The sequence below is a fragment of the Oribacterium sp. KHPX15 genome, assembly GCF_900107835.1.
GTDB lineage: Bacteria > Bacillota > Clostridia > Lachnospirales > Lachnospiraceae > Oribacterium.
In genome coordinates, this window is the sequence record NZ_FNRG01000021.1 from 14,689 (window position 1) to 23,503 (window position 8,815).

An 8,815-nucleotide genomic window follows, 5' to 3' on the forward strand; every position below is an offset into this window, starting at 1 on the left:
CATTGCTTCGCTTACGAACTATCAGAATGCAATGTAGCCTGATGCAAGACTTATGCTCTAATTATACAATAAGAGAGGAGGAAAAATCCTCCTCTCTTTAGATATGCACTGAATATTAGTTTAAGTCTATCAATAAGGCGCTATAAGCATTTCTCTTGGAAATCCATCATACCTTGTGAGCCTGTATCTTCTCCATTGCCTGATTAATCATTTCCTCTGAGGTATCCAGACACTTATAAGCAAGCTCACTGTTGTGTGCGCCCTCTGCATTCTCAACGTAATCCCAGTCAAAGTACCACTCGGCATCACTGTAAATCTCACGAACTTCGTTTAATTCATCCTCTGTCCACTTGCCGCTCTGATTTGCTTCAACGAGAGCCTTCTTAAGCTCTACAAGCTTGTCCCCGACCTCATCCTCACGGGCATGAACCTTCTCCTGGATGCCGTGAACGAATTCAACCATATCTGTACTTCCATGGCACTGAGCACAACTCTCAAGAAGGGTCTTACTCTCCAATGGACTAACAAGCTCATGTGATTTATAGGTACTTCCATCAGCTCTTGTAACTGTTTCCATATGACAGTCAGCACAGCTAAGCATCTTTCCATGCTTTCCTAAAAGGAATGTCTCGAATTCGGGATGCTGAGCCTTGAGCATCTTGGCGCCTGTAGATTCCTGTGTCCAGTCGGTGAAGCCGATTTCCTTATAGTACTTAAGCTCCGGTTCAGGTCCCATGGTATCGAGACTGCTGTAAGGAACTGTACATTCAAGGATCTCCGGCTTGAAATAGTATTCTGTATGGCACTGACCGCAGGCAACATTCGCTGCATGGATGGAGCCAACATTATCACCAAGCGCGTCTGCCATATACTGATGGGTCACTGTAAGCTGTCCCATGGCTTCGTTATTACCATGACAGTTATAGCAGCTGATGCCTTCATTCAGGGAGGCAAAAACCTCTTCAAAATCCTTGGTATAAGCATCAACACCTATATCATTGACCAGCTTGGTGAAGTTAACAGTCTTACAGGTAAGACAGTTGGCCTTTGCATGAGGTCTTGCTGTTTCATGAACATCATCAAGATCGTAGTAATGGCCTCTGGCACTCTTATAGTCCTTTGCGAAACCGTAACCCTCATACAGTTCAACCAGATAAGGATCCTCTACGAGATAGTCAGTCTGATAATCATGCTTGCTGTTCAGTTTGATGGACTCAACGATATCCGGAAAGACCTTTGCCCACTCATCTGCAGAAATGACTCCGTCCGGATTCGAAGCTTTCGGCGTCATTGCTGCCGCCTCCTGTTCAGTTTTGGCAACCTCCTGCTTCGGAATACTCATCTTGTACAGGTTTACAATCAGCCCGAACAACAGAAAGGGAACTGCCATGACTACCAACCAGTAATCTTTTAATAGCTTTTTCATGATAGACCTCAACTTTCCTAAGCCTACTATATCTTCAAGAAATCAATAATACTCAACAAGAAAAAACACGATCATTTTTGTGCGCACCAAAAAAAGCGGATACCTACACTTATTTACAGTTTAAACCAAAGGAATGATTTTTTCCATACCTATCGACACCGAAATTTATTTTTATTGCATTCCGTTAAAGTTTGGTCCGGTTAAGCTATGACCTGTGCCAGCTTACCATTTCCAAGCTGAACTGTTATTCCTTTAGCATTTCTTCCAGGGCCTTCTTATATATTTCTTTTCTTTCCTTCTGGCTGTGAATCTCCTGCCGGATCCGGTTTCTGAGTTTGCCCATTTCGTCATTTATCTCGCCGATATTTTCAGGCAGACACTTTGAAATCCTATCCCTAAGGTATTGTGTGACGAGTGGACTTTTTCCGCTGCTGCTGGCTGAGACCACAACATCTCCCTGCCGGTAGATTGCCGGAAAAATAAAACTGCACTTTTCTTCCTCATCTACAGCATTTACAAGTATTCGTTCTTTTTTGCATAGTTCGGAAATGTGAGCATTGACCTCCCCATCCCCGGTGGCAACAATCACCAGAAAATAATCCCTTGATTTTAACAAAAGATCCTCATCTTCAAACTCCTTTTCTTTCAGAACCGCAGCTTTAGGAAATTCATGTTTAAATTCCTTAGCTATCACAAAAACTTTAGCCCCGTAGGACAACATGGTTTCTGCTTTCCGAAGTGCAGTTGCTCCGCCTCCGATTATGAGAACCGCTCTGTTCTCCAGATTGATCATTATAGGGAAATATGCCATTCCGGTTTTCTCTCCTGTCGTAAATCTTTTCATCTATTGCTGCCGGTTAAGCTGCAATAATATGTCTTTAGATCGTTCCCTCGGTAAAATACTTCATCCCGATTTTCTTCAGTTCCCTTACAGTCCTTAGCTCCACATATTTTTTATGGAGAATGTTTTCCTTTAACATATCCATTATGCCATGGTACTCATCCTCGGTTTTTGCATGAAGCATGGTGTAAAAGTTATAATCAAAATCCGGGTCCTTTTCCCTTAGGTAGCAGTGGGACAGATTCTGACAGGAAAGAAGCTTATCCGGGAGCCGGTCTATGTCCTCTTCCCTTATATCCCAAACCACCATAGAGTTTATACTGTAGCCGACTTTATGATGGCTTAGTGCTGCGGATATCCTCTTCAACCTTTTTTCCTCATTAAGCTTCCCGGTCATGCGGAGCACATCCTGTTCTTCCATGCCGATTTTTTCACCTATGACTTCAAAAGGTCTTGAACATATAGGGAACTGTTCCTGAAGCTCACGAATCAGGCGGATTTTCTCAGGGGTAACCTTCGGAAGATGTTCTCCCACATCTTTACCCACCTCCGTAAGATTCGAGTCTCCTGTGATGTCGGTCATAAGTGCACTCTTTTTCACAGAATCGATTCTGACACTTATCTGCGGGTCTGTAACCCCGCTCTCACTTTGTATCTCCTCTTTACCATCGAGATCAAACAACACCTTAAGCTTGAACATCTTAGTCTTTTTAAAGACATAGATCTTTTCCACTAATCCGCTTTCCCGTATCTCAGAAAGAATACGGGTTCTGTCTGCTTCATCTTTTGTCGATACTGTAAACCACCCATTTATTCGATGGTCTCTCAGGTAGTTATGAGTGATACAAGGATACCTGTCCAAAAGTTCTTTGTATAGTTCAATGTTTTCTTCCTGCACCACAGCTCCGCAAAGCGCAGACTGATATCCAAGAGACCCGGCATCAAAGAATCCTGATATCCTTCGAATGATCCCCGACTCCTTCATACTGTTGATTCTTTCGAGGACTGCTTCTTCCGTTAATCCCACACTGTCTGCGATCAGCAGGAAAGGCTTTTCCGTCAGACTGATACCATTTTGGATTTGTTGAAGTATAGCTTTGTCTGAATCATCAAAAATCATTAATAATTCCTCTACCAATTCTTTTTAAATATCAGTATCAGCCCCAACGATTCGGATCAATTATGCTCACTCACTGAATTCTACCTATTACATATCACACACATACGTGAAAATATGTCAATCCGTAAAAACCTTTCTTTCCTCCGCCGTCAGATAGCAAGCCGGATCCATTCCCCAGAAATCTCCGCTTACGGCTTCCGCTCTGGTTCTAAAATTGCCGTTACAGCAGTTCAGCCAACAGCAGGCTTTACAGGTTTCCGGCAACAGCCCGTGTCTGTCCTTAAGCCCTGCCTGTACTGGATTTTCGGTTGAAGTCCAAATCTCCCCAAAGGGCTTTTCCAGAACATTACCGAAGGTATGCTGAGGCGAAAACTGATCGGGATGAACATTACCTAGATAGTCAATGTTTCCGAAAGCCATGCCGGATCTATTGCCGCCATTCATCTTAAGCATCGACAGGATATACTTTGCCCGCTCCGGATCCTTATCCCTGAACTTGAGATAAAGGTAAGGTCCGTCAGCATGATTGTCCACCATCAGAACTTCCTTTTTGAGACCTCTCCTGTGAAAATCCAGTGTCCTCTCGAAAATAAGATCAAGAACCGCTCTGGTCTCTTCAGCAGTCAGATCCTCATCACGTATAGCCGACCCTCTGCCGGAATATACGAGATGATAGAAACAGATACGGTCAACATCCTCTTTCTCCAAAACGTCAAGCACATCCCCGACTTCACTGTAATTCTCTTTATTTATAGTGAATCTTAGTCCGACACGCTGCCCGACGGCCCGACAGTTTCTGATGCCCTCCATGGCCCTTTTATACGCGCCGTCAACTCCCCTGAAGAAATCATTGGTCTTCTCAAGTCCATCCAGGCTGATGCCTACATATCCGACTCCGATGTCTTTTATCTTCTGCGCAGTTTCCCGATCGATAAGCGTGCCATTGGTCGAAAGTGTCGGCCTGATGCCTCTCTTTGCGGCATGCTCCGCAAGAGTAAAAAAATCTATTCTTGATAAAGGTTCTCCTCCCGAAAAAAGGATCACCGGTACATGAAAATCCGCAAGGTCATCTATAACCTTGAGAGCCTGTTCCGTAGTAAGCTCTCCTTCATATTTTTTGTTTTCCGAACCCGCATAGCAGTGTCTGCATTTTAGATTACAGCTTCTGGTATAATTCCAGACCACCACCGGACCTTTGCCCTCTGAAACTCCGTTACGTTGTTCGGCAGCCCCCTTTTTATAGCGAAGCTCATCGCCAAAATAAGTACCGTCAGTCAGCATCCTGGTAAGACTAAGCATTGGACTTCTCCTTTATCCTTCCGTAGGCACAGTAAGGATCCTCCGCAAGGATGTCTCCGTTGTTGTAGTATGCGGCTCTGGCTCTGCAGCCACCGCAGGAATCTTTGTATCCACAGTTTTCACAGCTTCCCTTGTAATCCTTGGTTCTCAGTTTCCTGAATAGGTCGCTGTTTTTCCAGATATAATCAAATTCTTTTTCTCTAATGTCTCCGGCCTCCTCAAGCATGTACGCGCATGGACGCACCTTCCCCACCGGACTTACGATGCAGTAGGTGAGTCCCGCAAGACAGCCCCTGGAAAATCTCGGACTTACCTTTACATCCAGTTGCTTTGCGACTCTCATAAACTGCGGTGCACAGGTCGGCTTTATGGTTATGGGAACCTCATTCTGCTTTAGCATGATATCCTTAAGCAGCTGCTCGTAAGCTTCCACCTGCACCTGATGGTCCTCTATCATTTTTCCTCTTCCAACAGGAATAAGGAAAAAGATGTAAACTGCGATAGCTCCAACCTTCACACCAAAATCAATGATGTCGAGTATCTCGTCCCTGTTCCAGTCCATAACTGTTACATGAAGCTGGAACGGAAGACCAAGCTTCCTACAGTTCTCTATACCCTCCATGGTTTTTTCATAGGCTCTGTCATTCCCACGAAATTCATTATGTTTTTTGGGATCAAGGCTATCAAGGCTTATGCCCATTGCACCGGCTCCGGCATTCTTTAGTTTTTCAACCACACCTTCCGTAAGCAGTGTGCCGTTAGTACCGAATACCGGACGAAGTCCCTTTTCCTTAGCATAGCCCACAAGCTCAAATATATCCGGCCTGGTCAAAGCTTCCCCGCCGCTGAATATCATTATCCTGAAACCGGCTCTTTGTATTCCGTCAATGAGCTTCTTAGCCTCATCGGTTGTCAGCTCTTCAGCCTTTTTGTCACCGGCATCCTGATAACAATGCTTACATTTAAGATTACAACTATTGGTTGTCATCCATGAAACGATCACGTTAATCTCCTTCTTGAGCCGCTTATCATATTTCACTAAGATAAAATTCTGATCGGCTCTTCAACAAGTGTATATTTCACCGTGAAGTTTTGACACACTTCTTTCGGTCTGCATGGCTAATGTTTCATATCTTTCAATATGACTTCACTTATTCCCCCTGCAGTATATTCCCCTGCCATCAGGAAGTCTCCGTCATAGTGTTCCTTAAGTTTTTTCGCAGTGCTTGGCCCTATACAAACCGGCACAGTTCCATCCGAAAGTGAACAAAAAGTAAAAAATGCTTCAACACCTCTTCCGCTTCCAAATATCACGTAATCAGAATCCACTTTCTTTTTAATATCTCCGGCAAGCTCATCAGATATCAGTGTTCTGTATATCGGTACATCTTCAAAATCTATTCCGCCCTTTTCAAGTTCCTCCGAAAGAGCCTCTGAACTTATCTCCGCTCTCAGAAGAAGGCATCGATCATTCTTTCCGAGATGCTCCGCAAGCTCACGGCCAAGCACCTCCGCAGTATATTCCGACGGTACAAAATCCGTGTGGAATCCATGGGCCCGAAGGTCTTCAACCGTCCCTGAACCAATGCAGGCGAATTTCAGCTTCATGATTGAACGCAGATCTATCTGACTTTCCATTAGATATGAGAAGAATGCCTCGATCCCGTTTCTGCTGGTGAAAACTATCCAACTGTAGTCTTCGAAGTTTTTTGGCATCTTATCAAATAAAAACCTGACTTCCATTGTGGTCATGGGAACAAGCTTTGCTTCAAGATTCTCAAGTGCCTTACACTGGATATTCACAAATCTTTCAGTACCGGTAACTGTAATTGTCTTTTTTTCTGCATCAGACCTTAGATCCATTCCCGCAACCGGACCTATAACTATGATCCCCGGGGTCAATGCCTTTCCCTCGCACACATCCGCTATATCAGAAAGCTTACCGTCCAGACGCTGCTCCTCACTGCTGTATGCTTTGGCCAATACGCTTACCGGAGTATCCTCCGGCTTTCCAAACTCAATCAGTTTCCCGCATATCTCTCTCAGATTCTTTATCCCCATAAGAAATACAAGTGTGCCGGGATTTTTTGCAAGATTCTTCCAAGCCACCTTTATTTCGCCATCTTCCATTGTATGGCCGGTGACCACAGTAAAGGATCTGGCAACGCCCCGATGGGTGACAGGAATTCCGAATCTTTCAGGAACAGCAACACAGGATGTCACACCGGGAATGACCTCATGGCGGATGTTTTCTTCCATGAGGGCAAGGATCTCCTCGCCGCCTCTTCCGAAAACGAAACTGTCCCCACCCTTAAGGCGGACAACATTATTTCCTTCCTGCGCTTCCCGGATCAGTATGCGGTTTATCTCCTCCTGAGGAAGACTGTGCTTTTCCGATCTTTTCCCAACATATATTCGTTTTGCTTTCTGTGGTATCCGGGAAAGAACTTCCCCGGCCAGAAGATCATCGTAGACTACGACATCAGCCTCACTTATAGCTTCAAGCCCCTTCAAGGTTATAAGTCCTTCACCGCAGCCTGCTCCCACCAGAGTAACTTTTCCCGTACAGTTTCCGGTTAATTCCTTTGCCATATCCTCACAGATGATCATATGGTCCTTAACCTTACATGTCCGCTCACATCTTCTGCCCCTGAACATTGCGGAAATACGTACCTCTTTTCCGTTTATTTCAGCATGTGCTCCTATAGGAAGAGTGCAATCTGCTTTCATTCTGCTGAAAAGATATCTTTCTATCCCGAATCGAAGCTTCGTTACCGGATCTGATATTCTGTCAAGAAGCTCCACGATCTCTTTATCCTTTTCCCTACATTCAACGGCAATCATCCCCTGGCAAACGGCAGGGATGCACTCCCTGATATCAAGCCTTCTAATGTCATATTCCTGTAGATCCAGATCTAGTCTGTCCAGCGCTGCTGCCGCAACAACTATGGCCGTGTACTGACCCTCACTTAATTTTCTGAGTCTCGTGTCAACATTACCACGAAGGTTTTCAAAAACCGCCTCGGGATAAAGTTGTTTTAATTCACTTATCCTTCTGGGGCTTCCGGTGCCTATGACCATAGGTTGTTCAGGTTCCGCGCCCTTTAGAGTCACAAGGCAATCCCTTGCTTCACCTCTCTTTGGCACGCCGCCTATCACTAGCCCCTCTTCCAGATCGTAGGGAAGATCCTTTGCGCTGTGAACAGCAATGTCAGCATTACCCTCTATAAGTTCCGTCTCAAGAGAACGAATGAAAAGCCCATTCCCGCCTATTTTGGATAATGCATCCTTCTGATTATGATCCCCTTTGGAGTGAACCACCTTGATCTCATAATCTATATTTTGTTTCTTAAGAAGCTCACAAACTATGTCTGTCTGAGCCAGGGCAAGCTTGCTTCCTCTTGTCGCAATGATCAGTTTTTTCATAATGTCATGTTATCAGTCGAAATGATTTTAACCGATATAGTTTTTAACGAGTGGATAAACACGATTATAGGTTACTGCGGCCAGAGCACAGATTATAAAGTCCGGAATGACAGTGCTCAGAAACCACACCTCTATCAGGGCAATTACGCTGATGGATTTTCCGTTTGTGAGAACATAGTTATACATTATGAAATAGTATAGAAGCCCGAAGAAGTAATAAGCCATCTCACCAAGAAATGCCGCCAGTATAAGCTTTCTCATACCTTTTCCACTCTTGCTTTCAGTAACGAGGCCGCTGATCCAGGCTGCTGCTATGAATCCGATTATAAATCCAAAGGTTGGCTTCATCATATACTGGATACCGCCTCCATGTGCAAAAACAGGAACTCCCATAAGTCCGACCAGCACATAAGCAAGCACGCTGTAGAAACCATTTTTGCTGCCGAGGAACATCCCGGCCATAACAGCAAAAAATATCTGCAGTGAAAATGTTACCTGCCATATTCCGATGGGGAGCATGATCTTTATAAATGCTCCTACAGCCATGAGTGCTGTGAAAAGACCACATAAGACAAGTGATGTCGATTTAGTTATATTCAGATTCTTTGTCATTTCCTTTCCCCTTCTTTTCCCTAAAATAAAATTCCTAAATCCACAAAATGATAGATAGATTATATCATGTATAAGTTCTTATTTCTATCGC

General features: G+C 44.4%; 7 protein-coding genes. All 7 read right to left on the reverse strand.

The features are described from left to right. Positions 1–166: 166 nt before the first annotated feature. The 7 genes from BLV86_RS12205 to BLV86_RS12235 all read right to left on the reverse strand — a co-directional run bounded on the left by BLV86_RS12205 (position 167) and on the right by BLV86_RS12235 (position 8,724). Entirely contained in the window at positions 167–1,426 is a 1,260-nt protein-coding gene (locus BLV86_RS12205; protein WP_090817785.1) for an ammonia-forming cytochrome c nitrite reductase subunit c552, read from the reverse strand. A 244-nt stretch (positions 1,427–1,670) separates the two neighbouring features. Next, a complete protein-coding gene (locus tag BLV86_RS12210; RefSeq protein ID WP_081827994.1) occupies positions 1,671–2,270 on the reverse strand; it encodes a precorrin-2 dehydrogenase/sirohydrochlorin ferrochelatase family protein in 600 nt (199 codons plus the stop codon). Between the two features lie 34 nt (positions 2,271–2,304). Beyond that, entirely contained in the window at positions 2,305–3,387 is a 1,083-nt protein-coding gene (gene ahbA / locus BLV86_RS12215) for a siroheme decarboxylase subunit alpha (protein WP_029201291.1), read from the reverse strand. 117 nt (positions 3,388–3,504) lie between these two features. Next, positions 3,505–4,686 (reverse strand): radical SAM/SPASM domain-containing protein, encoded by a 1,182-nt coding sequence (locus tag BLV86_RS12220; RefSeq protein WP_031547847.1) that lies wholly within the window; start codon positions 4,684–4,686, stop codon positions 3,505–3,507. Next, positions 4,679–5,689 (reverse strand): putative heme d1 biosynthesis radical SAM protein NirJ2, encoded by a 1,011-nt coding sequence (nirJ2, locus tag BLV86_RS12225; RefSeq protein ID WP_090817789.1) that lies wholly within the window; start codon positions 5,687–5,689, stop codon positions 4,679–4,681. The genes BLV86_RS12220 and nirJ2 overlap by 8 nt, the downstream gene beginning before the upstream one ends. Before the next feature lie 116 nt (positions 5,690–5,805). Further along, positions 5,806–8,112: a uroporphyrinogen-III C-methyltransferase gene (cobA, locus tag BLV86_RS12230; RefSeq protein WP_090817792.1), complete on the reverse strand. Its 2,307-nt coding sequence runs from the start codon at positions 8,110–8,112 to the stop codon at positions 5,806–5,808. Positions 8,113–8,139: 27 nt separating this feature from the next. Next, on the reverse strand, positions 8,140–8,724 hold the full coding sequence (locus BLV86_RS12235) for a biotin transporter BioY (RefSeq protein ID WP_090817795.1): 585 nt from the start codon (positions 8,722–8,724) through the stop codon (positions 8,140–8,142). Positions 8,725–8,815: the final 91 nt, after the last annotated feature.

Excerpts from the sequence above, each read along its gene's own strand:
- BLV86_RS12205 (WP_090817785.1), bottom strand. The coding sequence starts at position 1,426 with ATGAAAAAGCTATTAAAAGATTACTGGTTGGTAGTCATGGCAGTTCCC.
- BLV86_RS12210 (WP_081827994.1), bottom strand. The coding sequence starts at position 2,270 with ATGAAAAGATTTACGACAGGAGAGAAAACCGGAATGGCATATTTCCCT.
- ahbA (WP_029201291.1), bottom strand. The coding sequence starts at position 3,387 with ATGATTTTTGATGATTCAGACAAAGCTATACTTCAACAAATCCAAAAT.
- BLV86_RS12220 (WP_031547847.1), bottom strand. The coding sequence starts at position 4,686 with ATGCTTAGTCTTACCAGGATGCTGACTGACGGTACTTATTTTGGCGAT.
- cobA (WP_090817792.1), bottom strand. The coding sequence starts at position 8,112 with ATGAAAAAACTGATCATTGCGACAAGAGGAAGCAAGCTTGCCCTGGCT.
- BLV86_RS12235 (WP_090817795.1), bottom strand. The coding sequence starts at position 8,724 with ATGACAAAGAATCTGAATATAACTAAATCGACATCACTTGTCTTATGT.